A 25,529-nucleotide genomic window follows, 5' to 3' on the forward strand; every position below is an offset into this window, starting at 1 on the left:
GACGACATCGTCGATGATTCCGCTCGGGGTGGTCACCCTGTTCGCCCATCCCGAGCAGCTGGCCGCTTTCATCTCCGGCGAGGTGCCGGTACAGACAGGGGTGGAGGAACTGCTGCGCTACCTGGCCGTCACCGACTTTGCCGCGGTCCGCTGGGTCACCGACGACATCGAGATCGACGACGTCGTGATCCGGGCCGGTGACGGCATCGTGGTGTCCTCGACAATGGTGAACCGGGACGAGTCGGTGCACGCCGACCCGCACGTCTTCGACATCTCCCGGGGCAACCGTCAGCACCTCACCTTCGGCTACGGCATTCACCAGTGCCTGGGCCAGAACCTGGCCCGGCTGCAGCTGGAGACCGCCTATCGCACGCTGTTCGCCCGTATTCCGGGGCTGCGGCTGGCCGTGCCGTTCGAAGACCTGCGGATGCGCTCCTCCGGCACCATGCAGGGACTCGAGTCGCTGCCGGTCACGTGGTGACCAGGCCGGCCGACGGCCCCGCCCCGGTCCCGTCGCCCGACAACGGGCGGATACGGGTGCGCGCCGACCGGGAGCGCTGCATCGGCGCCGGGCTGTGCGTGCTGACCGCCCCGGAGGTGTTCGAGCACGACGACGACGAAGGTCTCGTGATCATCCTGGAGGCGACGCCCGCGGCGCACCACCGGGACAACGTCGAGCTGGCCAGCAGGCTGTGCCCGACGGGTGTGATCTCTGTCGAACCGGCCTGAGCGCAACCACGGCCGGGCCGGCCAGGCCGGCCGCCGCCCGCCCTGGACGGACCTGACACAGGCTGTAATGGAATGGGCGACCGGAACAGCCTGCCGTCGTCCGCCCGGGGCGAGCCGGCGGCCCCTGGGGCAGGACCCGTTTCCTTCGGAGGGAGAAACCTGCCCCAGCCCGCGGGGTGCCTGTCGGTGCTGGTAGCGATGCCGGCGCCGCGGGCACTCCGCGGGCGCTCCGCGGCTTTGCGCTCCCCGCACAGGGTGTCGTATGCGGATCGCGTGTTGTCAGCCGCTGTTTCTCATGCGCCGTCGGCGTCCCGCTCCGCCGTGACATCACCGAGCTGTGACATCAGCCGGGCCAGGGCCGCCCGGGAGGGGATCCCGAGCTTGCGGTAGATACGGGTCAGGTGCAGTTCGACGGTCCGCGGGCTGAGGTTCAGCTCGTCGGCGATCTCCTTGTTCTTCCGGCCGGTGCCGGCGACGTACGCGATCTCGCGTTCGCGGTCGGTGAGCGAGGCAAGCAGCGGGTGGGCCGGCCCGTCCGCGGGCTGGTGTGGGGTGGTGGGCCGAGGCCGTTGCCCCATCGCCGTCGGCAGCCACGCCAGCCCCCGTCCCAGCAGGAGGAACGGCAGCAGCACGGTCTGGCCGGTGTGTACGGCCAGCGCGGCGCCCCGGTCGCAGTGACGCTCGGCGTCATAGCGACGCCCCAGGCATGCCTCCACCCAGGCCAGCAGCGCGACGATCTCCAGGCAGGTGGCGAGTTCAGCGTCGCTCAGCCTGTCCACCGCGGTGGCGGACGCGCAGGCCCAGGTCCGGGCGGTGGTGGTCTCGGCGGCGAAAACAGCCCGCTGCGCGTGTACCGCGTGTAATCCGGCCACCGCCAAGGTGTCACCATCGGTGATCGCTCGGGCGACGAGATCGACCTGGTCCGCCGAGGGCGGCTTCTCACCGACCATCGCCAGCAGCCCCAACGTCGCGAGCAACGAGACCTTGTCCACCGTTGGCGCGGTCAGGGAAGCCGTCAGCGCCCGCGCGAGCAGGTCGCAGCCCGCCGCCCGTCGTCCCAGCAGACATTCCCGCAGGGCGGCGGATTGATTTTCCCGGAAACGTTCCTGTCGCTGCCGTGACGACCAGTCAGCCCCACCGGTCGGCGTGCCGGCCATCACTCCGCTGATCATTGTGACCTGCTTCCGTCCATGTTGCCGCGGCCGGATGTATCCCACCGCGTTCGGACTTCCACCCGAACCCCGTGCGGAGCCGTGGGTCAGTGACCGGACCGGAGCGCTGATTTCGGTGAAACGACCCCGGTTCTGCCTGGGCGGTCGGGCCCGATCCCGGACCGGGGCCGACACTTCGTGCGCCTTGCTCCGTCCCTTCGGGTAACGGAGAATAACGACCGACGATGTTCGTACGCGATCCGATGCTGAGAACCGGTTTCCCCGGCCCGGTATCGGGCACCTGGATCGGCGTCACGGCGGACCGCCACACCATCGTGTCACCACTGACACAGAGTTATGGCGCCCAGAATTCCGGTCGACTGCCATCCGGTCTGCCTGGATGCGTCGAGTAAAACAATTAGTTGCCTACAAACAGCCAATGTCGAGCCTACCAGCCGTTATGGTTGCGTCAAGTGAATGCAGACAGTAACTGCTGGCAGGTTCGGACGCCAGGGTGGCGGCGGCTCCGGAGGGGCCGACAGGGGCGAAGACGCCGCCTGTGCGGGTCGCAGTTCATAGGCTCAGTCAAGGAGCCTGGTCGAAGCAGGGAGGTTTCGCATGGGTGGCGGCGCGCATGAGTGACCTGGCGGAGGCCACCGGGCGGCCGATGCGCTCCCACGCACGGCGCAATCGGGAGCGGATCCTCGCCGTGGCCAGGGAGGCCATGACCAGCCAGGACGACGAGATATCCCTCAACGAGGTGGCCCGGCGCGCGGGTGTCGGCATCGGCACGCTGTTCCGGCACTTCGCCAGTAGGGAGGCGCTGCTGGAGGCGCTGGTGCACGACCGCACCACCGCCATCTGCGCAGAGGCGGACCGGCTGCTGGAGTCCGAGGCCCCGGGTACCGCCCTGATCACCTGGCTGTCCGATCTGGTGGCGTACGTGGCTACCTATCGTGGTGTCGCCGCCGCCCTGCTCAACGGGTCCCGCGACGCGCGGTCCGCGCTGCACCGCTCCTGCAAGAACGTGGACAACGCCGCCGCGGCGCTGCTCACCCGGGCCCAGCGCGCCGGGGAGGTCCGCGCGGACATCGGGGTCGACGAAGTGATCGCCCTGGTCAGCGCCATTGCCTGGGTCCGGGAGCAGGCACCGGAGCGCGCCGGCCAACTGGAGGCGCTGATGTCGATTATTGCCACCGGTCTCCGGTTACCCGGTGTTACGGCTTTCTGACTCACTCGACTCTTGCAAACTGGAGCATCACACCGGTACGGTGCGGACGTCGACACACCGGGCTGGGCTGGGAGGACGCGGCGGATGAGGTGCGGCGTCACAGCCCGTTTCCGCCGGTGTAATGCCGGCCATTCGTACGCCGTCCCGCGGTCGCAGGCCGCAAATCTGTTCCGGCGTCGCCACGTCGACTTCGGCACAGTGGTGAGTGCCTCCTGTCCGGCGGCACGCCTCCCCCTGTCGCCGAGCCGCTCCTTCGGCGCCCACCGGTAATCCAGCCCCTTCAGCGGCGGACCCATGCCGTGGGTCCGTTCCCCGTGTGCCGAACGGGTGTGGACTGTTGGCGTCTGATTCCAGATCCGTTGCTTTTTTGTGTCGTTCTGCGGAACAACAGGGGAATTTTCACCACGATGCCCGGTGATCATCTCTTCCTGCCCGCCGAGGTGTTCCGGTCTGTCTGGGGGCCGTTGCCCCGCCGGTCCAGGTGCGCGGCGCATCCCGGACGCCGCCAGGTGCGCCCGGGTACAGGTGTGCCCGGACACAGGCGTGTTCGGGCCCGCGGGCGCGCTCGGGTGTACAGAGCGTGCCTGGGACATCGCGGTGACGCCGAGCATCACCGCGACCGGGGCGCCGCGCTGGCCGTACCCACCGGCCAGACCGTGCTGCCGCCGTTCCTCCTGCTGGGACGGGGGCTGGCGTGGCTGCCGACGGAGTGGCTGTCGGCAGGGTGGCTGCCGGCAGCGATGGGGGCAACGGCCTCGGCCCACCACCCCACACCGGCCCGTGGACGGGCCGGCACGCCCACTGCCCGCCTCGCTTACCGGGTACCTCGCTCATCGGCCGCGAATGCGAGATCGCGTACGTCGCCGGCACCGGCCGGAAGAACAAGGAGATCGCCGACGAGCCGAACCCCAGCCCGCGGACCGTCCAGCTGCGCCTGGCCCGTATCCACCGCATGCTCGCAGGTCCCCTCCCGGGCGGCGCTGGCCCGGCTGATGTCGCCGGCGGCGTCACAGCGGTGCAGAACTTCAGACATGAATAAGAAACAATGTGTCCTCCGTTACCACTTCCAGGCCGAGAATTCGTGAACGGATATGGGGTTCCTCCGATGCCGGGAGTGGATGAGTATGTGAGACTGGGCGGAACGGGGGCCAGTCGACTGCGGTCGACGAAATCCACTCGTCTGCGGAGGTCTGATCCCATGTTCCAGTTGCTGGGCCCGTTGCGGATAATTGAGAACGAGCGGGTGGCGTCTATCAACGCGCGGAAGGTGGCGACGCTTCTTGCGGTTTTTCTCATAAAGGCGAACGAGGTGGTCTCGACGGAACAGCTCGTCGCGGAACTGTGGGGTTACTCACCTCCGCGCCGGGCTGTCGCCGGACTACACGTCTATGTTTCGCAGCTGCGCAAGTTCCTCGCCGCCAACGGCCGGGACTGCTCCGACCTGGTGACCTGTTCACCGGGCTATCTCATGCGGGTCGGCCCGGACGAGCTGGATCTGCTGGAGTTCCTGCGGCTGCTCGACGAGGGACGGGCGGCCTTCCGGGTGGGTGACTACGAGTCGGCCTCCACGTCCCTGACCGGCGGGCTGGAGCTGTGGCGCGGCCGGGTCCTGGAGGACCAGCGCGGGGGCGAGATCGTCGACGGTTTCGTCGCCTGGCTCGACGAACTGCGGCTGGAGTGCTACGAGAATCTGGTCGAATGCGACTTCCGGCTCGGCCGGCACCGGGACCTGGTCGGCCTCCTGCGGAATCTGGTCGCCGAATACCCGCTGCACGAGGTGTTCTATCGCCAGCTCATGCTGGCCCTGCACCGCAGCGGCCGGCGGGCCGCCGCGCTGCAGGTCTACCAGCGTGCCCGGCACACCATTGTCGCCGAACTCGGCCTTGAGCCGGGCCGCGCCGTACGCGAACTGCACCAGGCCATCCTGGTGGACGACTGATGCCTGGTGAACGACCGATGCCTGATGGACGACCGAGGCGGGAACAGCGGTCATGGTCCCCGACCGTGTCACAGGTCGACGAACTGAAGGCTGAAATCGGTGAGCTTCGCGCCCCGTACCTCCTCCGGCGGAATGGCCGCCTCGATCGCGGCCAGTTCCTTGTCGGTCAGGGTGATGCTGACGGCGGCGAGGTTTTCCAGCAGATGGTCCTGCCGGCGGGTACCCGGGATCGGCACCACGTCCGGGCCTCGGTGGGCGAGCCAGGCCAGCGCGAGCTGACCGGCGGTGACCCCCCGCTCGGTGGCGATCGCGGCCAGCCGGTCCACCAGGGCGAGATTGCGCGGCAGGTTCTCGGCGGTCAGCCGCGGCTGCGCGAGAAAGCGGAAGTCGTCCGGCCCGAACACGTCGCGGCCGCGGTACCGGCCGGTGAGGAAACCCCGGCCCAGCGGGGCGTTGGCGACGATGCCGATGCCCAGCTCGCGGGCGGTCGGAGCGACCTCCTCCTCGATACCGCGGGTCCACACCTACCATTCGCTCTGCAGCGCCGTGATCGGATGTACCGCGTGCGCCCGCCGCAGCGTCCCCGCACCCACCTCGGACAGCCCCAGATAGCGGACCTTGCCGGCCTCGACCAGCTCGGCCAGCGCTCCGACAGTGTCCTCGATCGGCACCTTGGGGTCCAACCGGGCCAGGTAGTAAAGATCGACGTGGTCGATGCCGAGCCGGGTCAGTGACGCGTCGATCGCCTCCCGCACGTACTCCCGGTCACCCCGCACCTCCTGGCCGATGCCGTTGTCCGCTCGGCGGACCCCGAACTTCGTCGCCACCGCCACCTCGTCACGCCGGCCGGCGATGGCCTGGCCGATCAGCCGCTCGCTGTGGCCGTGGCCGTAGACGTCGGCCGTGTCGAGCAGGGTAACGCCGAGATCGAGTGCGCGCCGGATGGTCGCCAGCGACTCGGCGTCGTCGGTCGGCCCGTAGAACTCGCTGATGCCCAGGCCACCCAGCCCCTGTGCGCTTACCTCGAGCTTGCCGAGATAGCGGGTGGGCAGATCCGCCATGTTGTGTGCTCCGTTCTGTCCTGAACGCTGTCCGGAACCGTTTCGTCAGATTCGCCGGGCCCGGCTTTCGTGGTGCTTTCTGCTCCGCACAGCCAGTGTGGTCCCAGCTGCTTAAGCACTCCCAAACCGCGGGGGATGCCACCGGTCCGGATACGCGGGCCGGCCCGGAAGACAGCCCGGGAGACGATGTGACGGACAGCGATATCGATATTCAGCCGTCTCCGCGGGCCGCGGCACTGTCACCCGCCACCTCGTACCGGCGGTCACCGATATGGGCCGTCGGATGTTTCCGGGTGGACCGGGAAAGGATCGGGAATGTCGTCGAGTTCGCGCCACAGCCCGCGTTCGGCCGGGCTGGGGACGCGCTCGGCGGGTACCCGCTCGGGATGGCCGGGCGGGGTCGACGGGCGGGGCCGGCTCTCGACGGGCCCGACCGGCGGCCGGACCGGGCATCCCGTCCAGACGAACACGGCCGTCTCGCCCACCAGCACCAGCGTCGAGCCGGTCCAGCGCAGGGCTGCCCGCGCACCGGTGAGCAGCCACCGCAGGTGGCGCCCGAACAGCCACGTCGAGTCCGCCTGGCGGGAGACGGCAGACGGGTGGACGGGCAGCCGCCGCCGGCGGCCGGACGGCGTGCGTGGGCTGGTCATGGCAGGGTTTTCCGCCCTCTTCTCCGGGCGACGAAGCGTGGCCGCCGCGCCGTACACAACCGATCGTGACCTGACCGATCATGCGGCAGCGCCCTGAAGCCCGGCTTGACCGCCCGCGGGTCCCGGCGCCCGGCCTGCTCCCCGGGCCGCCCGGCTGCGGCAACCGTGTGCCTGTGATCGTCGGCCCGTGGCCGTGGCCGTGGTCTCGGCTCCCGGTTCGACACCCGACCGCACCGACAGAGCCCTGTCGCGCGGGCCTGCGACCGGCGCTGGCGGACCGGACACCCACGGTGTTCCTGCCGCACCGATCCGGTTCCTTCTCGAAGAGACCGGCTCGAAGAGACCAACCGTAGTCTCTTCTGCACGTATGGTTGGCGGCGGCCCGCTCGGGTGATCCGTACGGTACGGGCCCGCCTCTCGCGGGCCAGACGTGTCGGGGGATGTCGGATCCGTCCGATAGAAACGTCCTGTCCGTGACGGGTGCCTGCGCGTGGGGAGACACAGTGGTCGGGTACGACGAAAAGGTGAAGGCGCGGTCGCTGCACCTTTTGGACTACCTGGCCGCACTCGCGCTGGAGCTGTCGACGAAACCGAAACGGCGGCTGACGGATTACGATTCGCCGCTGACCCGGCCGCGTGACGTCCCGACGCACCCGGCGGTCGCCCTGGGCCCGAGCGCGACCCGGTCGTCCTGGCTGCGGGTGGGCAAGGCGGTGGAGCCGCCACCGCCGGTGCTACCGGCCCGGCTGGCGGACCACCTGCCGGGTGTCACGGTCGATCTGCCCGACCCGCCGGCGCTGCCAGCGGATTTCGAGGAGGCCTGCGCACGTGACGGTGAGGACCCACAGCGCCTGCGGGCCGAGCTTTCCACCTGGATAACGCAGCAGTGGGAGCCATGGGCGAACACCGCCCGTCCCGCGCGGTCCGCCCGGCTGCTCTACCAGCGGCTGTACGACCTGCGGCTGCGGCTGGCCCGGGACAGCGCCACCCACGAACTGGTGTGGGGGCACGGCGTTCTGTCCTGGGCGCCGGGTGAGCATTTTATCGATCATCCGCTGCTCGTCACCCCCCTGACGATCGAGCTGGATCCCGACAACGGGGACCTGAGCGTGCTGCCGGACGGCTATCCCGCTGTCGAGACCGACCCGTTGCACGGGCTGGGGATCGCCGCGCTCGAGGAGCTGGGCGCACTGCGCGACGCCGTCCGGGCGAGCCCGCCGGACCTGTGGAGCGAGGACGGGCTGACCGAGGTGTACCGGCAGATCGTCGCCCCGCTGGGCCTCGACGCCAGGGTTCTCCTCGGCCGGCGGGGCCCGTTGGCCGACCAGGTCCCGCCGCCGGCGGCCTCGCCCGTGCTGGTGGACACCTGGGTGCTGTTCGTCCGCCCCCGTCCAGCGCTCTACCAGCGGTTCTACGCCGAGCTCCGGCAGGTTCTCACCGAGCGTGACGTGCTGCCGGAAGCGCTCGCCGCGGTCGTGGACAACGAGAACGCCGGCCGGCTCCCGGCCGGCGGCCCGGGCACGACCGCGACAGCCGACAACGGTGACGGCGCAGGCGTCGCCGCCGGCCCGCTCGGGCGGCGGCTGCTGATGCCGCTGCCCACCAACGACGAGCAGGAGCGCATCGCCAGCCAGCTCGAACGGTCCCGTGGGGTGACGGTGCAGGGCCCGCCGGGCACGGGCAAGAGCCACACGATCGCGAACCTCGTGAGTCATCTCGTCGCCCACGGCAGGCGGGTGCTGGTCACGGCACACAACGAGCAGGCCCTTGCCGTGCTCCGGGACAAGATCCCGGCCGAGCTGCGTGACCTGTCGATCGCGGTGCTCGGCTCCACCTCCGCGGCCCTCGGCGAGCTCCGCGCCTCCGCACAGATGATTATGGACGCGGTGTCGAGCATCGACGAGGGGGTCGAGCGTGCGACGGTCGACGCGCTGCTGACGGACCTCGACGCCGCGCACGCCGAACGGCGTGGGCTGGAGCTGCGGCTGGTCGACCTGCTCGCGGCCGAAGCCGCGGAGTTTCCCCTCGCCGACGGGCCGGCAAAGGCCGCCCGGGTGGCCGACTGGCTCGCCAGCCACGAAACCGGGTGGGACCGCATACCGGACCGGCTCACCGAGCATCAGCGTCCCCCGCTGTCGGTGGCCGAACTCGACGAACTGATCCGGTTCGCCGCCATCCCCGCGGCGGACGCGGCCGCGGCCCGCCACGACCTGCCGGCCCGGGGAAGCCTGCCGTCAGCCGGCCAGCTCGCCGAGCAGTACCGGCGGCTCGACAAGCTGCGCGACGACCTCGCCGACCTGGAGGCCCAGGGCGCCTCCTTCACCGCGGTGGACACGTTGGGCGGCGACGCTCTCGCCGACCTTCTCGCCGCGGTCCGCGCGGCGACGGCCCGTGTCACCGCCGCCGAGCAACCGTGGCTGGCGGCCGTGCGCGCGCAGGTCGCGCAGTCGCGGGCATACGCGGGCGCCTTTGGGCGGAGCAGGCCGAACAGCTCGCCGCCGAGACCCGGACGATCGTGGAGCTGCGCCGGGCGACCTTCGGCCGGACGGTCGTCGTCGCGGAGGGTGATCCCCGTGTCCAGGAGGCGACACTCAACGATCTTGCCGAGAGGTTCGCCGCCGGCCGGGGCATCCCCCGGGTGGGCGGTCGGGAGCTGCGGGCCTTTCACGCCGCCACCCGCGTCGACGGCTTCGAGCTGCGCACGGTCGACGACGTCGAGACGGTCCGGGCGAAGATCCGAGAGCGGACGACCGTCACCGCCGCCGGACGTCGTTACCATGATCTGGTCGGTACGGTCGGCGGGCCGCCGCTGTCGACCGACGACCCCGCGTTCGTACCGAGCCTGGAACACCACGTCGACCTGCTGCGCGACGCGATCGCCTGGGAGATCACCGACGGGCCGGCGCTGCTGGACCGGCTGCGCGCCGTCCTGCCCGGCACGCCCGTCCGGCCGACCGCCGCGCAGCTGGCCGCCGCGGGAGACATCCTGGAGGCGGCCGCGAAACGCGGGGAGGAGCGCCAGCTCACGGCATGGTTCGACAGGTGGCGCGAATATCTCGGCGGCGGCGGTGGGCAGCCGGACCCGGGACCGCTGTGGGGGACGCTGCGCGACGTCCTCGACCGGCGTGACCGGCACGACCTCTCTGCCTGGACGGCCACGTGCGACGAGATCGAACGGCTCACCGAGCTGCGGCCGGCGCTGGACCGCCGCGACGCGCTCGCCGGCCGGCTCGCCGCCGTCGCTCCCCTGTGGGCCGCAAAGATCATCGGTAGCGGTGGGGACACGGCCGTGTGCGGCTCGGCGCCGGACCTGCCCGAGCTGTGGCGCTGGCGTCAGGCCCAGACCTGGCTGGACGCCCTGCTCGAACGCGGTGACGCCGCCGTCCTCCAACAGCGGATCATCGAGGCGACGGCCGCTGTCCGCCGGCTCGTCCTCGACGTCGCCGTCCGCTCCGCCCGGCTCGGCATGAAGGCCAACCTGCGCGAGGAGCAGCGCCGTGCGCTGATGGGCTGGCTGCAGGCGCTGGCGAGGATCGGCAGGGGAACCGGCAAGTTCGCCCGCAGGTGGGAGGCGGACGCGCGCGAGCAGATGCCCGCCGCGATGGGCGCCGTCCCCGTCTGGATCATGCCGATCCACCGTGTGCTGCAGAGCTTCGACCCACGCCGGACGGATCTCTTCGACGTCGTCATCGTCGACGAGTCCAGCCAGTGCGACGTGCTGTCCATGGGAGTGCTGGCGCTGGGCCGCAAGGTCGTCGTCGTCGGGGACGACAAGCAGATCAGTCCGGCGGCGGTCGGTGTCGACCGGTCCCGGGTGTTCCAGCTGATCGAGACGCATCTTCCCGACCTCGCGCAGCGCTCCCTGCTGGATGTCGAGGCCAGCCTCTACGACACCGCCACCAGGGTGTTTCCCGACGTGGTGCTGCTACGCGAGCACTTCCGCTGCATGCCGGACATCATCGAGTTCTCGAACCGTTTCTACGCCGGCAGAATCCTCCCCCTGCGAGAGGGCACCGATCTCGGGATCGGCTCGCCGGTCCGCCCCGTCCGCGTGCCCGACGGGGTCCGTACCCGCGGACAGTACGGGGACGTCAACGAGCCCGAGGCATCCGCCGTGGTCCAGCGGATTCTCGACTGCCGGGACGACCCGGCGTACGACGGGATGACATTCGGCGTCGTCACACTGCTCGGGAACGCGCAGGGCCGCCTGATCGAACAGAAACTGCTCGCCGTGCTCGGCGGCGACGAATACGAACAACGGCGAATCCGGGTAGGTGACCCGTACAATTTCCAGGGCGACGAGCGGGACGTCATCTTCATTTCCGTCGTCGCCGACGACAACCGGTCGGCCGCGACGAAAAAGGCCGACCAGCAGCGGATCAACGTGGCGGCCAGCCGGGCCCGCAACCAGCTCTGGATCTTCCACAGCGTCGACCCGGGCGCGCTGCACGCCGACGACGTGCGTGGACACCTGCTCACCTACGCATACGCCGTCAACGACCCGCAGGCGCAGGCCGCCACCCTCGAGGAAAAATGCGAGAGCGATTTCGAGAGACGTGTCCTGCGGGATCTGCTGCGCCGAGGCTACCGGGTACGCCCGCAGCACGAGGCCGGCGGCTGCCGCATCGATTTCGTCGTGCAGGGCGAGCACGACCGGCTGGCCGTCGAATGCGACGGTGAGAAGTTCCACGGTCCGCAGCGGTGGGAGGCCGACCTCCGCCGCCAGCGAATGCTCCAGGATCAGGGATGGAAATTCTGGCGGGTCCGCGGCTCGGCGTACTACCGGCACCCGGAGGCTGCGCTCGCCTCCCTGTGGGAACGACTCGACGAACTCGGGATCCGCCCCGACGTGACCGCCGCGGTACCTGAGCAACAGTCCGCGTCACCCGTCATGTCCCCCCTGGAGTGATCGCCGGACCCGCGTCGTCACACCACCCGGTCGTCCCACTTTTTCGCGGTGCCGGCGCCGGGGGTGGCGAAGACCTCGCCGGCGGGTCGGGAGCCGAAGTGTCCGTCGAGGATCTCGAAGGAGTCGAGGGTGACCAGGGCCGGATGGCTGACCGCGCAGGCGTGCGCGAGCCGCAGCAGGTCGTGCCGCAGCCCACTGACGTAGTTGGCGACCCGGGCGGCCTTGTCCTGGGGGTCGAGCCCGCGGGTCAGCCAGCGGGACTGGGTGGCCACCCCGGTGGGGCAGTGGCCGGTGTGGCAGCGTTGCGCCTGGATGCAGCCCAGGGCCAGCATCGCCTCCCGGCCGACGTTGACCAGGTCACAGCCCATGGCCATGGCCAGCAGCGCGGTCTCGGGGAAGCCGAGTTTGGCCGAGCCGACGAAGACGATCCGTTCGTCGAGCCCAGCGGCGGCGAAGATGGCGTGCACCCGGCTGAAGCCGAGCTTGAACGGGAGCGCGACATGGTCGCTGAAGGCCAGCGGTGCCGCGCCGGTGCCGCCCTCGCCCCCGTCGATGGTGATGAAGTCGACCCCACGGCCGGTGGACACCATCCGGTTGGCAAGGTCCTCCCAGAAGCCCAGCTCGCCCACGGCCGACTTGATCCCCACCGGTAGCCCGGTCGCCGCGGCGATCTCCTCGACGGTGTCGAGCAGGCTGTCCACGTCGCTGAACGCCGAATGGGTGGATGGGCTGACGCAGGTCTGCCCGACCGGCACCCCCCGGATGCGGGCGATCTCGGGGGTGACCTTCGCCGCGGGCAGGACGCCGCCGAGGCCGGGTTTCGCCCCCTGGCTGAGTTTGATCTCCAACGCGCGGATCGGGTGCTGGCCGACGAGCTCCACCAGGCGTTCGAGGCTGAACCGGCCGTCGGGGGTGCGGCAGCCGAAGTAGCCCGTGCCGATCTGGAAGACCAGGTCACCACCTTGCAGGTGGTGGTCGGAAACACCTCCCTCGCCGGTGTTGTGCAGGCAGCCGGCGATGGCGGCGCCCTTGTTGAGGGCGGCGATCGCCGGTGCGCTCAGCGCGCCGAAGCTCATCCCCGAGATGTTGACCACCGATGCCGGTCGGAACGCGCGGGCCCGGCCGCGCGCCGCGCCGAGCACCTTGCGGCATTCCAGGTGGTCGTCGCCGGGCGCGGGCGCCGGCAGCGGGAAGACCGCCGGTTTGACGATGAGGTAGTTCGCTGACAGCTCCAGGTCGTTGTCGGTGCCGAAGCCGAAGTTGGCGTTGGCCCGCTTGGCCGTGGCGTACACCCAGCGGCGCTGGTCGCGGCTGAACGGCCGCTCCTCGTCGTTGCCGGTCACGATGTACTGGCGCAGCTCCGGGCCGACGTCCTCCAGCAGGAAGCGCAGATGCCCGATGACGGGGAAGGTCCGCAGGATCGAGTGCCGGCGCTGAAGGACGTCGTACACCGCCACCGCGCACACCAGCAGGAGAATTCCGAACGCCACCCAGCCGACTACTGCCATACCCCCATTGAACTCGCGGCCATCACCCCTACCAGCCCGGGGCACCCGTTTGTTTCAGCCCGGAGCACCTGTATCCGGTGGTCAGGGGCGATAACAAGGGGATCATTACCGGGAGGCCGTCACAGGGGGATGTTGCCGTGGCGGCCGCGGCGGGCGGGCGCGTAGGCGAGGACCCGCGCGATGCGCCGGCGGGTGTCGGCGGGATCGATGACGGCGTCGATGACACCGAGGGCCAGCCCCCGGTCGACCCCGCCGGCGGTGCGGGCGTGGTCGTCGACGAGCCGGGCGAGCAGCGCCGGCCGCTCGTCGTCGGGCACCGCCGCCAGGGCCCGGCGGTGCAGGATGCCGACCGCGGCCTCGGCGCCCATGACGGCGATCTCCGCCTCGGGCCAGGCCAGGACGGCGGTGGCGCCCAGCGAGCGGGAGTTCATCGCGATGTACGCCCCGCCGAAGGACTTCCGGGTGACGAGCGTGACGCGCGGCACCGTGGCCTCCGCGAACGCGTAGAGCAGCTTGGCGCCGCGGCGCACCACCCCGTCCCATTCCTGGCGGACGCCCGGCAGGTAGCCGGGCACGTCGACGACCACGACCAGCGGGATGCCGAAGGAGTCGCACATGCGGACGAACCGGGCGGCCTTCTCGGCGCTCAGCGAGTCCAGGCAGCCGCCCTTGCGCAGCGGGTTGTTCGCGATGACGCCGACGCTGTGGCCGTAGAGACGGCCGAGCCCGACGACGATGTTGGGCGCCCAGCGGGGCTGCAGTTCCTCGAAACCGTCGCCGGTGGGGTCGTCGTCGACGAGCCGGCGCACCAGCGGCCGGACGTCGTAGGCCCGCCGCGGTCGGTCCGGCAGCAGCGCCCGCAGATCCTCACCGACGTCGCTGGCACCCACCTCGGCGGTGCCGACCGTGCCGGTGCCGGGGCCGCCGACACTGAGCGTGCTGGCGCCAACCTCGATGGCGCTGATCTCGTCGGCGCCGGGCTCGGTCCTGGGCCCGGGGAGGGTGGCGGCCAGGCCCCGGCCGGCGCCGAGGTCGAAACGGCCCGGGTCGGCGAGCAGGGAGGTGATCCGGCGGGCCCGCTGGTAGGCGTCCCGCTCGGAACGGGCCAGCACGTGGACGACACCGGAACGGCGGCCGTGCGCGTCGGCGCCGCCGAGCCCCTCCATGTCGATCTGTTCTCCGGTCACGCTGCGCACGACGTCGGGGCCGGTCACGAACACGCGACCGGCCGGCGCCATGATCACGACGTCGGTCAGCGCCGGCCCGTACGCCGCGCCGCCCGCGGCCGGCCCGAGCACCACCGAGATCTGCGGTACCCGGCCGGAAGCGTGGATCATGGCGGCGAAGATCTGGCCGATGCCGTCGAGCGCTTCGACACCCTCGGCGAGGCTCGCCCCACCGGAGTGCCACAGCCCGATGGCCGGGCTTGCGGTGCGGACCGCCTCCTCGATGGCGGCCACGACGTGCCTGGAACCCTCGGAACCGAGCGCCCCGCCCATCCGGCTGCCGTCCGTACAGTAGCCGATGACCGGGACGCCGCCTATCCGGCCCCGCCCGGCGAGTACCCGGCCGCTGCCGGTGGAGGGGAACGGGGCGAACGAATCGGGGTCGAACAGGTGGGACAGTCTGCGGTGGGGATCGCGGACGTCCTGCTCGGGGATACTGATACCGATACTGATGCCGGCCCGCGTGCCGTTGGCTACCTCCGTCATTCTTGCAAGGATGCCGGCCTGTTCTAAAGTTTTCCTGTACACCGCCGTGGCCGGTATCAGCCGGCCGTCCAGGAACGACTCGGGGAACGTCACACAGTATTTGTCGATAATTTCCTGAGCAGGGTGTGGAACCGGCGAACCGGCGAACCGGCGAACCGGCGAACCGGCGAACCGGCGAACCGGCGAACCGGCGAACCGGCGAACCGGCGAACCGGCGAACCGGCGAACCGGCGAACCGGCGAACCGGCGAACCGGCGAACCGGCGAACCGGCGAACCGGCGAACCGTGGGACGCGGAGCCTACCGACCGGTGGTCAGCGCGTAGAGCCGCTCCAGGCTCGTCGCCTCCAGGACGTCCGGCAGGGACAGCCGCTGCCCGGTCGTCCGTTCCAGGATGGTCGCGAGGGTGAGCAGGTGCACCGAGTCCCAGCCGGGTATCTCGTCGAGTTCTCGGCCGGCGTCGGTGGCCGACACCGGCAGGCCCAGTTCGTCGCGGACGAGCGTGACCAGATCCTCGATGCTGTCCATCCGTCGTCTCCATTCGTCGTGATCATTCATTGCGGTCATTCATTGTGGTCCTCGTCGCGGTCACCTTCATGACCATGCCTGTGGCCGTGCTGGGAGCGCGTCGTCGGTGCCGGGAGACCGTGGCCGGACCGCATCGGCCGTGGACGGTAAAAACCGCGTCCTACATCCTGCGGGACGCGCCTTGGACGGCGCTAGTTCCGGCCCTGGGCCCGACCGGCAACGAACCCGTACGGCATCACACCCGTACGACGTCGGCGATCACAACACTAGCGGAACTTTAGTCCCCGCTTTAGTCGCCGTCCGGATGATTTGACTGTGTGGCCGTGACGTTCGGATGGCGTTCGGCTGGCATTCGGACAGCGTTCGGACGGTCCGAGGGCGGTCACGACGGTTGGCGAATTCCGCCCGTGGATCGACGCCGATCCACTCTTGAGAAAGGTCCCGGCGATGACGGTCTCCAGCACCACCGGTTCCGCGCGGCCCGCCCCCGGCGTTTCCCCGGCACCCGCCGACGGCCGGCGGGCCGCCACCGACCTGCTCGGCCTGCACCGTGACGGCCGGATAGCCGCCGAGTTCCCCCGGGTCCGCCAACTGCTGGCGGACGCCTCCGCGGAGGAACTGGCGCGGGCGGGGCGCCTGCTCGTCCAGGTCGGCCCGGACGAGGTGCTGCGGGAGCATCCGTCGACCCCGGTCGTGCGGATCGCCGTCACCGCGCACGGCACGGTCTCCGCGCTGCTGCCGGCCCTGGCCGGGGAACTCGGCCGGCACGGTCTGCTGCTGCGTTCCCAGCTGGGGACCTTCGACAGTTACGTGTTCGAGCTCACCGATCCCGGCAGCTCCCTGCACGCCCATGCGGCCGATCTCGTCCTGGCCCTGCTCGACCCGACGATCGTCTTCGACGAGGTGCCGCTCCCGTGGGATCCCGACGCGGTCGAACGGGTCCTGGATGCCAAGATCTCCCTGCTCGAGACGCTGGTCACCCGCTTCACCGAGATCAGCCGGGGAACCCTGGTGCTCAACACGCTGCCGTTGCCACGCCGGTTCACCGCCCAGCTCGTCGACCATCGGTCGCGGGCCCGGCTGGGGGCGGTGTGGCGACGGGCGAACGCCCGGCTGCTCGGCCTCACCGAACGCTTTCCCGCGCTGGTGGTGCTCGATCTGGACCCGCTCGTCGCCGAGGGCGTGCCGGTCACCGACTCCCGGCTGACGGTCTACGCCAAGGCCCACCTGTCCGCCGGCCTGCTCGCCGCCTACGCCCGGGAGGTCGGCCACCTCGCCCGCAACATCACCGGGCGCACCAGCAAGGCCCTGGTGCTCGACCTGGACAACACCCTGTGGGGCGGGATCGTCGGTGACGACGGGGTGGAGGGTATCGAGGTCGCCGGCTCCTACCGGGGTGAGGCGTTCCGGGCCGTGCAGAAGGTCGTGAAGCAGATCGGGGCGCAGGGCGTGCTGCTCGCCGCGGTCAGCAAGAACGAGGCCGACGTGGTGCGCGACGCGCTCGCCGGGCATCCGGAGATGACGCTGCGCCCGGACGACTTCGTGCGGATCATCGCCAACTGGCGGCCCAAGCACGAGAACCTCCTGGACCTTGCCAGCTCGCTCAACCTCGGGGTCGACAGCTTCGTCTTCGTCGACGACTCCGCCTACGAGCGCGGCCTCGTCCGGGCCGAACTGCCCGACGTCGCCGTGGTCGCGGTCGACGAGGACCCCGCCGGTCACCTGGACGCGGTGCTGCGTGACGGATGGTTCGACACCCGGGAGCTGACCGCCGAGGACCGTGTCCGGGTGCGGCGCTACCGGGAGGAACTCGACCGCCGCGACTTCCAGGAGGGCTTCGCCTCGATCGAGGAGTACCTGGGCGGCCTGGAGATCGTGGTGCGGCTGGGGGTGGCCCGGGAGGCCGACGTGCCTCGGGTCAGCCAGCTCACCCTGCGGACGAACCAGTTCAACACCACGACCCGCCGGCTGCCCGCGCCGGACCTGCGTGATCTGCTCGACCGGCCGGAGCACACGGTGCTCACGATCCGCTCCGAGGACCGTTTCGGTGACAACGGCCTGGTCGGCGCGGTCTTCCTGCGCCGGGTGGAGGGGGTCGTGCACATCGACAACTTCCTGCTGAGCTGCCGGGTGTTCTCCCGGGGGATCGAGCAGGCCTGCCTGGCGACCGTGCTCGAACGTGCCCGTGACACAGGTGCGCACGCCGTCGCCGCCACCTACCGGCCGACGGCGAAGAACCGCATCGTGGCCGACTTCTACCCCCGGCACGGGTTCGTCCCGGCCGAGCCGGGCCCCGCGGACGGGCGGGACGGCGGCGAGGACGCGACGACGTTCCGGCACGACCTGACATCGGTCACGCAGGTGCCCGCGTACGTCACCCTGCTCGACGAGACCCTGGTTGGTGGCTCGTAGCGGGTGGGCGGTGCGTAGCGGTGGCTCTGCCCGCTCCATTCGCATCCCGCCCGCCACCTCGTTGGCGGGATGGCGAGGCGTTCCCGGAAATCCACCACGGGGCATCCCGCCCTGCCACCTCGCCGGCGAGGTGGCAGGGCGCGGGCGTCTGGGCCGACGGGCGGGCTGACTGCGGCACCCGCTGGCGCGGGCACTGCGGTCGTCGTTGTTTCTGAATTCGGTTCCGAATTGGGCCGCACCCGCGGGCGCGGGCACGGCCCGCCGTGGCGTCGGGCCGTGCAACCCGCGTGAATCCAGAAACCGATCCTGACCAGTTTGGCCTGCCGTCTGATCGGTATGCGTCTGATCGGTACAGCTCGCCGGGGCGTCGGGCCATACCCGCGCAGCGCGAATCCCGCTGGCGGGCGGGGGCAGGGCCCGCTTACACGATCCGGGCGCGATCCGGGCAGTGGCGGCGAGGATCGGCTCGGGGACGGCCGGGACTCAGGCGGCCGCCTCGGCGGGCCGGCGTCCCGGCAGGTACCAGAACACGAGGCCGAGGACGACGGCGACCGCGGCGATCACTGCGCCGCCGGTGAAGGCGCGGGTGACGCCGCCGGCGACATCGTCCGCAGCGGTGTACAACGTCAGCAGGATGGCGATACCGAGGGAACCGCCGACCGACAGCGCCGACTGGAGCACCCCGGAGGTGACGCCGATCTCCTCCGGCGCGCTCTGGGACAAGATGATGATGTTGAGTGGGACGACGGCCGCGCCTGCGCCGGCGCCCAGCAGGATGATCGGCACGAGGATGCCGGTGGCGTAGTCGCTGTCGTTGCCGAGACGGCTGAGCCAGAACAGCGCCAGGGCCATCACGGCGAATCCGAGGATGGCCAGCGCCCGCGGGTTCAGGCGGGTGAGGATCTTCGGCACGGCCCGTGCCGCCAGCAGCAGGGACACCCCGAAGGGGAGGAAGGCCAGCCCCGTGACCAGCGGTTCCAGCTCGAGGACCCGTTGGAGGAACTGGGTCAGGAAGAACAGGAAGCCCGTCAGTGCGAACGCCATCAGCAGCAGGTTGACGAACGCGCCGGCCCGGCCACGATGGGTGACCACCCGCAGGGGCAGCAGCGGCGAGCTGGCCTGTGCCTCCCGCAGGACGAAGCCGGCCAGGACCGCCACTCCGCCCACCAGGCCCGCGACCGCCCTGCCGGAATCCCAGCCGTCCTCGGCGGCCGCCACGAAGCCGTAGACCAGAGCCGTCATGCCGATCACGGACAGGACCGCGCCCGGAACGTCGAGCGCACGGCGTTCGTCGGAGCGACTGGGGGAGGGCACGACCCGGGCGGTGAGCAGCGCGACGGCGACACCGATCGGCGCGTTGATCAGCAGCGTCCAGCGCCAGTTCGCCAGGTCGGTGAGGATGCCGCCGAGCACCATGCCGGCGGACGCCGCCAACCCGGTCACCGTCGAATACACCGCGAAGGCCCGCTGCTGCCGCGCGCCGGTGAAGGTCGTGGCGAGCAGCGCCAGCCCGGCCGGCCCGGCCAGCGCCGCTCCGGCGCCCTGCAGGACGCGGCCGGTCAGCAGCAGACCGACGTTGGACGCGAGCCCGGCGAGCAGGGACGCGGCGGCGAGCAGGCTGGTGCCCGCGATGAAGGTGGTGCGGTGTCCGACAACGTCCCCCAGCCGGCCGCCGAAGAGCAGCAGGCCGCCGAAGGCGAGCAGGAAACCGTTGACAACCCAGGACAGCGAGCCGGCGGAGAGCCCGAGATCCTCCTGCAGGTTGGGCAGTGCGACGGCGACGATCGTGGCGTCGAGCTGGAGGATGAACTCGGCGCCGACGATCGCCGCGAGGATGAGGCCGAGCGCGCCCGGCCGGGCCGTGCGGCCCGCTGTCTCCGGCTGGGTGACGCCCTGGTCGGGCGCGGCGGCGGGGCGCACAGCCGTGGTCGTGTCGGTGCCGGTCGTGCCCGTTGCGGGCACGTCAGCATCGGTGGTCATCTGCTCTCCTTGTCTGGCGACGTCTTGTCTGGTGACGGCATGGCGTGAAGCCAGCACAGCTTCAATCTACACTTGGTACCAAGTAAAACTAAACTTTGCAGTTTGACTTTGTACAACGTACTGGCGAAGACATGGCCGTGCCGCTGTACCATCACGGTCATGACCGACGCCGCGCACCGCCCGACGAGCCGGGGACGGATCGTGAAGCGGGAGGCGATCCTCGACGCGGCGTTGAAGGTCTTCGCCCAGGACGGCTACCCGGCCGCGAGCATCGACCGGATCGTGGCCGTCGCCGGGGTGTCGAAACCGACCGTCTACAACCACTTCGCGGACAAGGAGGCCCTGTTCCGCACGGTCATGTGCGACGCCGCGCGCCACTCCGCGGAAAAGATCATCGCGTCGCTCGACACGCTCTCCGACGACGGAGCCGAACTGGCCAACCAGCTCACGAAGGTGGCCTACCTGATCCTGGAATGTCAGCTCAGTGACGAGGGCTGGGTGCTGCAACGACTGCTGTACGCCGAAGCGGTCCACATGCCCGACCTGTACGACACGGTGCTCTCCCTGGGCAGCGGCCCGGTCGTCGACGCCCTGGCGGGGCGGCTCGCTCGTCTCGCGAACCGGGGGCATCTCGACATCGACGATCCCGAGAGCGCCGCGAACCAGTTCATGACGCTCGTCGCGGGGAACCTGCCGGCGCTGTCCGCGCTGGGCACCCGGCCCATCCATCCGATCGACCTCGACGCCGCCGTCACCGCGGGTGTCCGGACCTTCCTGCGGGCCTTCGCCGCCCGCCGCCGGCCGCGCGGGCCGGCGCGGACACGGCCGGCTCTCGCGACGGCTCACTCCTCGCCCCAGCCGCCCCCGGCCGACTGAGCGGCCGCCCGCCCGCGGCCCGGGGTTTCCCGCCTGCGGTACGGGCGTCTCCGCCCGCGGCGCGGGGTTTTCCGCCTGCGGCGTGGGCTTTCCCACCTGTGGCACGGGCTTCTCCGCCCACGGCACAAGGTTCGGTTCAGCGGCTCTTCCTACCGTCGAAGACGGATCCCGGTCCCATCCGTCCGAACAGCAGCGAGGAGAACCGCCATGCCCTCTCTCCGTCCCCCGCAGGGACTCCGTCTCCCGTCGGCCGGCCGTCTCCCGGCGGCGCTCGCTCCGGTGCGGGCGGCCGTGACGTCCGGGGTGCTCGCGACCCTCGCGGTGCCGCCGCTCGCGCCTCCCCGCGGCACGACCATCGCCGACCCGAAGAACGCCCTGCTGCTGTTCGACCTGGTGGAGAAGGTGCTGGCCTACGACTCCAACAACGAGGACCCGAGCGGGCAGAACCCGACCCTGGACGACGTGGCCGAGGTCGCCTACGAGTTCGTCGGCGCCGACGGCAGGACGATCGGGACGACCAAGGGCTACGGCCGGATGCTGTACCAGCGTCCGGACGGTGGCTTCGTGGCCTACTTCTCGGAGGAGATAAAGCTCCAGGACGGCAACGTCATCCGCACGGGCGGGCTCATCGATGACACCCGGCTGACCGCGGGGGAGCAGGCGACGATCAACGCCGTCGGTGTCGCGGGCCCGTTCCGGGGCGCCGTGGGCTTCCGGCAGTTCCGACCGGTCGTCCCGCACAAGGAGTACCAGTCCAACATCGTGCTCTACCGACGGTAGGGTGCCCGCGGCCCCGCCGCGCACGGTCATCGGTACTCGGGTTTCGGTCATCGCGGTGCCTGGGGTGCGGCTGTCAGCACCCGATATGTAACTGTCGATATTTTTTAGTATGGTTTTTGGCGTTCGCGGTGCGGTCACTGACGCTCGGAGCGCTACTGGCGGCAGCCAAGGCGCGGCTGTTGGCGTCTCAGATGTGGCTGTCAGTATCCGCACTGTAACTGTTGATGTCTGACGTGTAGCCGTACGGTGTGCACTGGTGTTCCGGACGGAAACCCCGTCCGGCGCCGGCTCACGTCCACCCGCCGCACGTCGTCCGCCCGGACAGCCGTGCGCTGCCCGGGCGGACAGGTGGCGGGGCGTGTTCTTCCGGCGACCGGTGACGGCGTTCACGATGTCCACGTCGTCCACGGCCGCCGGCGGGGCGGGGGCGATCAGTTGCCCCGGTCGGTGACGGTGTCCCGCTTGACGAAGCGGTTGGGTGGGACAGGCAGCCCGAGGTGGTCGCGCAGTGTCCGGCCCTCGTATTCGCGCCGGGCCAGCCCGCGTTCCTGCAGGATCGGCAGGACGGAGTCCACGAAGGCCGTCAGCCCCCCGGGCATCGCCTCCATGAGCATGAAACCGTCCGTGGCACCGGCTTCGAACCATTCCTGCATGCGGTCGGTGATCCCCTCGGGTGTCCCGATGAACTCCCCCCGCGGGGTGATCATCTCCAGGGCCGTCTGCCGCAGCGTCCAGCCGTTTTCCCGGGCACGTCGCCTGATCCGCCGGGAGCCGGCCTGGAACGCGTCGTCGCCGATCCCGCCCAGGTCCGGGAAGGGCGCGTCCAGGTCGTAACCGGTGAAGTCGTGCTGACCGAACATGAGGGACAGGTAGCGCAGGGCATGGTCCGTGCTGACCAGGTCGGCCACCTCCTGATAGCGCCGCTCGGCCTCCTGCTGCGTCGGGGCGACGAACACGGTGACCCCTACGAACACCACGGGCAGACCGTCGGGACGTCCGGCCGCCGCCGCCCGCCGCCGGATGTCCCGGGTGAAGGCGACGGCGTCGGCCAGGCTCTGCGGGCCGAGGAAGATGCCGTCCGCCTCACGGGTGGCGAAGGTCCTGCCGGCCTCCGACGATCCGGCCTGGAAGATGACGGGTGATCCCTGCGGGGGCCGTTCGATGTTCAGCGGTCCCCGCACGGAGAAGAACTCGCCACGATGGTCGAGGGTGTGCAGCCTGGCGCGGTCGAAGAACACGCCGGACTCCTTGTCCCGGATCAGGGCGTCGTCCTCCCAGGAGTCCCACAGGCCCTGGATGACGTCGAGGTATTCGGCCGCTATCCGGTAACGGGTGTCGTGTTCGGGATGCTCCTGTTCGGTCCGGTTGAAGTTGCGGGCGGTCGCGGCCGCCGCGGACGTCACGATGTTGATCCCGGCCCGGCCGCCACTGATGTGGTCGATCGTCGCGAGCTGCCGGGCGACGGTGTAGGGCTCGCTGTAGGAGGTCGACACCGTGCCGACCAGGCCGATGTCGCTGCTGGCCGCCGCGAGTGCGCCCAGCAGCGCGATCGGTTCGAACTGGGTCAGGTACTGCGGGGTCGAGTTGGCGGTGATGTGCAGGGTGTCGGTGATGAAGAGCAGGTCGAAACGCCCCTTCTCAGCCGTGCGGATCCACCGCCGGTAGAGCTCGAAGTCGACGGCGCCGTCCGCGGGCACGTCGGGATGGCGCCAACCGGCGACCGCGCTGCCGATTCCGTGCAGCAACACGCCCAGCTTCAGCCTGCGGCCTGCTGTCATGGTCGTCGTCCACTCCTTCTCGGGCGGTCCATTTCTCGGGCGATCCGGTCCTCGGGCGGTCCGGCTCGGGTGGTCCGGGGGTTACCGGCTTCAGCCGGTCACGGCGTTCCCGGGCCCCGGCCGGGCCGTGGCCGGGTCGAGGTCACGGCCGTCATGCTCGGAGCCATCATGATCATGGCTGGAGCCGTGGTCGGCGCCGGAGCCAGAGTCAGGGTCGAGGCCACGGGCCGAACGCGGGCTGGATGCGATGAGCAGCCGGGTGTACGGGTGCGTGGGTGCCGCGAACACCCGCGCCGTCGGCCCCTCCTCGACGATCCGGCCGTTGTGGAGGACCGCGACCCGGTCCGCGACGTCCGCCATGCTCGCGAGGTCGTGCGAGATGATCAGCATGGCTATCGCCTGGTCGTCGCGCAGCCGCGCGAGCAGCCGCAGGATGTGCGTGCGGTTCGCGGCGTCCAGGGCGCTGACCGGTTCGTCGCAGATCAGCAGCCGGGGGTGGGTGACGATCCCGCGGGCGATCGCGACCCGCTGGCGCTGGCCGCCGGAGATCTCGCCGGGCAGACGGTCGAGGAACTCCGGGCCGAGGCCGACGGCGACGAGGGCCTCGGCGGCGCGCTGACGGCGTCCCGCGGGATCGAGCTCCCGACGGATCGCGAGCCCTTCCGTGACGATGTCGGCGACCCGCTGGGCGGGGTCGAGCGAGCGCAGCGGGTCCTGGAAGATGAACTGGATCCGGCCGCGGCGGCGTAGTGCCCGCCGGTGCCGGCCGCGCAGGCCCTGGATCTGCGCCCCCTCGAACCGGATCGTGCCAGCGGTGGGGCGCACGAGGCCGACGATGGCCCGGCCCAGGGTCGTCTTGCCCGATCCCGTCTCCCCGATCAGCCCGACGATCTCGCCGGGGGAGATCGTGAGGTCGACGCCGTCGAGGACGGTGTGGATGATCCCGTCCGGGCCGTGGAAACCGGCCCGCAGGCCGGCCACCCGCAGCAACGGCTCGTCGTCCGCGGGGGACAGGTCGTGGGACGGGCCGGTGCTGGCCGCTGGGCCGGCGTCGGCCGGCAGCTGGGCGGTGATCGGTTCGCCGGCCGCGTCGGAGTGCTTGCGAGCGGCGGGCACCAGCTCAGACCCGGACAACTGGAGCCTCCTGAGCGGACCCGGGGGAGGCAGCCGGCACAGCGCCTGCCGATGCCGCCGCGACCAGGGAACGGGTGTAGGGGTGGGAAGGCCGGTGGACGATCTCGTCGGCCGGTCCGGTCTCGACGATGCGGCCGCGGTGGAACACGGCGATCCGGTCGCACACGCCCGCCACGATGTCGAGGTCGTGGGTGACGAACAGCAGGGACATGTTCAGCCGTGCCCGCAGGGCCGCCAGCAACGCCAGTACTTCGGCCTGGGTGCGCACGTCGAGCGCCGTGGTCGGCTCGTCGGCGACGAGCAGGTCCGGCTCGCACGAGACGGCGACGGCGAGCATGACCCGCTGCTGCATCCCGCCGGAGAGCCGGCTGGGGATCTGCCGGGCGACCTTCGCCGGATCCCGGATCTCCACCGCGGAGAGCAGTTCGAGGGCCCGCTGCCGGGCCGCCTGCCGGCCCAGCCCGCCGTGGCGGCGCAGGACCTCGGTGAGCTGCCGGCCGACGGTGAGCGACGGGTTGAGGTAGGACGCCGGATCCTGGAACACCGTCCCGATCCGGGCACCACGCAGCGGGCGCCACTGCTTCTCGGTCAGCGCGGTCACGTCCTGGCCGTCGAAGACGATCGTTCCGCCGCTGACGACGCAGCCCTCCGGCAGGGCGCCGAGCAGCGCGCGGCAGGTGAGGGTCTTCCCACTGCCGGACTCGCCGACGAGCCCGAGAGCCTCACCACGGCCAAGGGCGAAGCTGACCGCGCGCACCACATCGCCCCGGTGGCCAGCGGCCGTGTGAGTGGGCGCGGTCACCCACAGATCCGTCACCCGCAGCAGCACGGCGTCGGAGCCCTCCTGAGGCGACGGGTCGTCAGGAACATCCGCAACGTTCCTGACACCCGTGCTGTCAGCTGTGTCCGCACCCGGTGTGTCTGCATCCGTTATATCTGTATTCGGCACATCTGAATCCAGTGCGCCTGTATCCGGTACGTCCGCGGTTGCCGGGCCGGACGGGCCGGCCTGGTCAGCCGGCCCGTCCGCCGGGCTGGCGGGGTCGGGGCCAGTCGTGGTGAGGCCCACCAGCAGGCTCCCCGGCCCTGCCCCGACCTGTTCAGGCAGGGCGGGCGAAGTGACGGGGGAGGGCGTGGCGGTGCGGGACGGGC

The 25,529-nt window shown here is 70.8% G+C and carries 19 protein-coding genes and 2 pseudogenes; 10 read left to right on the plus strand and 11 right to left on the minus strand.

The window, feature by feature from the left end; all coding sequences use genetic code 11:
* Both CM1CMNOD_RS08830 and CM1CMNOD_RS08835 read left to right on the plus strand, forming a co-directional pair.
* Positions 1-481, plus strand: a 481-nt coding sequence (locus tag CM1CMNOD_RS08830) for a cytochrome P450 (RefSeq protein WP_131773940.1), incomplete at its 5' end; no start/stop codon positions are given.
* Positions 478-729 (plus strand): ferredoxin, encoded by a 252-nt coding sequence (locus CM1CMNOD_RS08835; RefSeq protein ID WP_013873322.1) that lies wholly within the window; start codon positions 478-480, stop codon positions 727-729. The genes CM1CMNOD_RS08830 and CM1CMNOD_RS08835, both read left to right, overlap by 4 nt.
* A gap of 293 nt (positions 730-1,022) precedes the next feature.
* On the opposite strand, the gene CM1CMNOD_RS08840 is transcribed toward CM1CMNOD_RS08835, so the two are convergent.
* Positions 1,023-1,901, minus strand: a complete 879-nt coding sequence (locus CM1CMNOD_RS08840) for a helix-turn-helix transcriptional regulator (protein WP_013873323.1) — start codon at positions 1,899-1,901, stop codon at positions 1,023-1,025.
* Positions 1,902-2,514: 613 nt separating this feature from the next.
* Here CM1CMNOD_RS08840 and CM1CMNOD_RS08845 point away from each other — a divergent pair.
* From CM1CMNOD_RS08845 to CM1CMNOD_RS08855, 3 genes are all read left to right on the plus strand, one after another.
* Positions 2,515-3,111 (plus strand): TetR/AcrR family transcriptional regulator, encoded by a 597-nt coding sequence (locus tag CM1CMNOD_RS08845; protein WP_131772424.1) that lies wholly within the window; start codon positions 2,515-2,517, stop codon positions 3,109-3,111.
* 694 nt (positions 3,112-3,805) lie between these two features.
* Complete coding sequence (locus tag CM1CMNOD_RS08850) at positions 3,806-4,150, plus strand: LuxR C-terminal-related transcriptional regulator (protein ID WP_013873326.1); 345 nt, start codon at positions 3,806-3,808, stop codon at positions 4,148-4,150.
* Between the two features lie 159 nt (positions 4,151-4,309).
* On the plus strand, positions 4,310-5,050 hold the full coding sequence (locus CM1CMNOD_RS08855; RefSeq protein ID WP_013873327.1) for an AfsR/SARP family transcriptional regulator: 741 nt from the start codon (positions 4,310-4,312) through the stop codon (positions 5,048-5,050).
* 68 nt (positions 5,051-5,118) lie between these two features.
* On the opposite strand, the pseudogene CM1CMNOD_RS08860 reads toward CM1CMNOD_RS08855, so the two are convergent.
* Positions 5,119-6,111, minus strand: a pseudogene (locus CM1CMNOD_RS08860) (aldo/keto reductase).
* 263 nt (positions 6,112-6,374) lie between these two features.
* A complete protein-coding gene (locus CM1CMNOD_RS22965) occupies positions 6,375-6,761 on the minus strand; it encodes a DUF6059 family protein (protein ID WP_013873328.1) in 387 nt (128 codons plus the stop codon).
* Between the two features lie 1,589 nt (positions 6,762-8,350).
* Between CM1CMNOD_RS22965 and CM1CMNOD_RS22970 the strand changes: the two are divergent.
* Positions 8,351-8,539 (plus strand): annotated as a pseudogene (locus CM1CMNOD_RS22970) (AAA domain-containing protein); the annotation flags it as partial.
* 456 nt (positions 8,540-8,995) lie between these two features.
* Here the strand turns inward: CM1CMNOD_RS22970 and CM1CMNOD_RS22975 are convergent.
* Entirely contained in the window at positions 8,996-9,172 is a 177-nt protein-coding gene (locus tag CM1CMNOD_RS22975; protein WP_237703057.1) for a hypothetical protein, read from the minus strand.
* Positions 9,173-9,174: 2 nt separating this feature from the next.
* On the opposite strand from CM1CMNOD_RS22975, the gene CM1CMNOD_RS22980 reads away from it, so the two are divergent.
* Positions 9,175-11,670 carry an AAA domain-containing protein gene (locus CM1CMNOD_RS22980; RefSeq protein WP_050803452.1) on the plus strand — a complete coding sequence of 832 codons (2,496 nt, stop codon included), beginning with the start codon at positions 9,175-9,177 and terminating at the stop codon, positions 11,668-11,670.
* A 17-nt stretch (positions 11,671-11,687) separates the two neighbouring features.
* Here the strand turns inward: CM1CMNOD_RS22980 and CM1CMNOD_RS08875 are convergent, their stop codons facing one another.
* The 3 genes from CM1CMNOD_RS08875 to CM1CMNOD_RS08890 all read right to left on the minus strand — a co-directional run bounded on the left by CM1CMNOD_RS08875 (position 11,688) and on the right by CM1CMNOD_RS08890 (position 15,417).
* The gene (locus CM1CMNOD_RS08875; protein ID WP_013873329.1) at positions 11,688-13,178 is read right to left on the minus strand and encodes an FMN-binding glutamate synthase family protein; all 1,491 of its coding nucleotides are present in this window, start codon (positions 13,176-13,178) and stop codon (positions 11,688-11,690) included.
* Between the two features lie 119 nt (positions 13,179-13,297).
* Positions 13,298-14,890 (minus strand): acyl-CoA carboxylase subunit beta, encoded by a 1,593-nt coding sequence (locus CM1CMNOD_RS08880; RefSeq protein WP_043605914.1) that lies wholly within the window; start codon positions 14,888-14,890, stop codon positions 13,298-13,300.
* A gap of 299 nt (positions 14,891-15,189) precedes the next feature.
* Positions 15,190-15,417 (minus strand): acyl carrier protein, encoded by a 228-nt coding sequence (locus CM1CMNOD_RS08890; RefSeq protein ID WP_013873331.1) that lies wholly within the window; start codon positions 15,415-15,417, stop codon positions 15,190-15,192.
* 447 nt (positions 15,418-15,864) lie between these two features.
* On the opposite strand from CM1CMNOD_RS08890, the gene CM1CMNOD_RS08895 reads away from it, so the two are divergent.
* A complete protein-coding gene (locus CM1CMNOD_RS08895; protein ID WP_013873332.1) occupies positions 15,865-17,829 on the plus strand; it encodes an HAD-IIIC family phosphatase in 1,965 nt (654 codons plus the stop codon).
* A gap of 483 nt (positions 17,830-18,312) precedes the next feature.
* Here CM1CMNOD_RS08895 and CM1CMNOD_RS08900 read toward each other — a convergent pair whose 3' ends face one another.
* A complete protein-coding gene (locus CM1CMNOD_RS08900) occupies positions 18,313-19,809 on the minus strand; it encodes an MFS transporter (protein WP_013873333.1) in 1,497 nt (498 codons plus the stop codon).
* A gap of 159 nt (positions 19,810-19,968) precedes the next feature.
* Here CM1CMNOD_RS08900 and CM1CMNOD_RS08905 point away from each other — a divergent pair, with 159 nt between their 5' ends.
* Both CM1CMNOD_RS08905 and CM1CMNOD_RS08910 read left to right on the plus strand, forming a co-directional pair.
* Complete coding sequence (locus CM1CMNOD_RS08905; protein ID WP_013873334.1) at positions 19,969-20,685, plus strand: TetR/AcrR family transcriptional regulator; 717 nt, start codon at positions 19,969-19,971, stop codon at positions 20,683-20,685.
* A 207-nt stretch (positions 20,686-20,892) separates the two neighbouring features.
* Positions 20,893-21,465, plus strand: a complete 573-nt coding sequence (locus tag CM1CMNOD_RS08910; protein ID WP_013873335.1) for an allene oxide cyclase barrel-like domain-containing protein — start codon at positions 20,893-20,895, stop codon at positions 21,463-21,465.
* 431 nt (positions 21,466-21,896) lie between these two features.
* Here CM1CMNOD_RS08910 and CM1CMNOD_RS08915 read toward each other — a convergent pair whose 3' ends face one another.
* From CM1CMNOD_RS08915 to CM1CMNOD_RS08925, 3 genes are all read right to left on the minus strand, one after another.
* Entirely contained in the window at positions 21,897-23,243 is a 1,347-nt protein-coding gene (locus CM1CMNOD_RS08915) for an NtaA/DmoA family FMN-dependent monooxygenase (protein ID WP_013873336.1), read from the minus strand.
* A 90-nt stretch (positions 23,244-23,333) separates the two neighbouring features.
* Positions 23,334-24,377 (minus strand): ABC transporter ATP-binding protein, encoded by a 1,044-nt coding sequence (locus CM1CMNOD_RS08920; protein WP_013873337.1) that lies wholly within the window; start codon positions 24,375-24,377, stop codon positions 23,334-23,336.
* The gene (locus tag CM1CMNOD_RS08925; RefSeq protein WP_206438059.1) at positions 24,364-25,179 is read right to left on the minus strand and encodes an ABC transporter ATP-binding protein; all 816 of its coding nucleotides are present in this window, start codon (positions 25,177-25,179) and stop codon (positions 24,364-24,366) included. The genes CM1CMNOD_RS08920 and CM1CMNOD_RS08925 overlap by 14 nt, the downstream gene beginning before the upstream one ends.
* Between the last annotated feature and the right edge of the window lie 350 nt (positions 25,180-25,529).

Origin of the sequence: Protofrankia symbiont of Coriaria myrtifolia (genome assembly GCF_900634755.1) — a bacterium.
Classification (GTDB): Bacteria; Actinomycetota; Actinomycetes; order Frankiales; family Frankiaceae; genus Protofrankia; species Protofrankia coriariae.